Source organism: Thermus sp. (assembly GCF_056332225.1).
Genome location: NZ_JBWGQW010000235.1, coordinates 1 through 579, shown reverse-complemented (window position 1 = coordinate 579; position 579 = coordinate 1). Strand labels below are relative to the sequence as shown.

Below are 579 nucleotides of genomic sequence, written 5' to 3'. Positions count from 1 at the left end.
GCCGAGCGCCTCCACCGGGAGGGTTTTCCCCTGGAAAAGGCCTACGCCCTGGCGGAGGGCGAGGTGGAGGCCCTCTTCCCCGAGGAGCGGGCTAGGGCCAAAGAGGCTCTGCTGAGCTTCAAGGTCCTGGACCCCGCCGTGGGGGCGGGGGCCCTCCTCTTAGGGTTCTTGGAGAGGGTGGAGGGCCTCCTGGACCGCCTGGGGGAACCTCCCACCCCCTTGCGCCAGCTTCGCCTCCTGGAGAACCTCTACGGCGTGGACCCCCTCCCCTACGCCCTCTGGGCCACCGAACTCAGGCTCCTGGTGAAGCGCCTCGAGGGGCTAGGAAAGAGGCCCAGGGGGAGGAGTCCTTTCAAAGGCCTCCGCCTCCACCTGCACCTGGGGGACATGGTGGTCCAGAGCTTCGAAGGCTTCCTCTTTCCCCTGAGGCCAAGGGGGAAGAGGGCCCTCCAGGCCCTCGAGGCCCTCGCCGAGGCGAAGGACCCCCTCATGGCCCTCACCTCGGAAGAGGTGGCCCGGAAGGTAACCTTCGCGGAGCTCGCCGATCTCTGATTCCCGAAGGCCGCCCTTCCGGGCAGG

The 579-nt window shown here is 68.6% G+C and carries 1 pseudogene; it reads left to right on the top strand.

Annotation, left to right across the window (positions count from 1 at the left end):
- Positions 1-552 (top strand): annotated as a pseudogene (locus AC01Y6_RS11100) (hypothetical protein); the annotation flags it as partial.
- Positions 553-579: the final 27 nt, after the last annotated feature.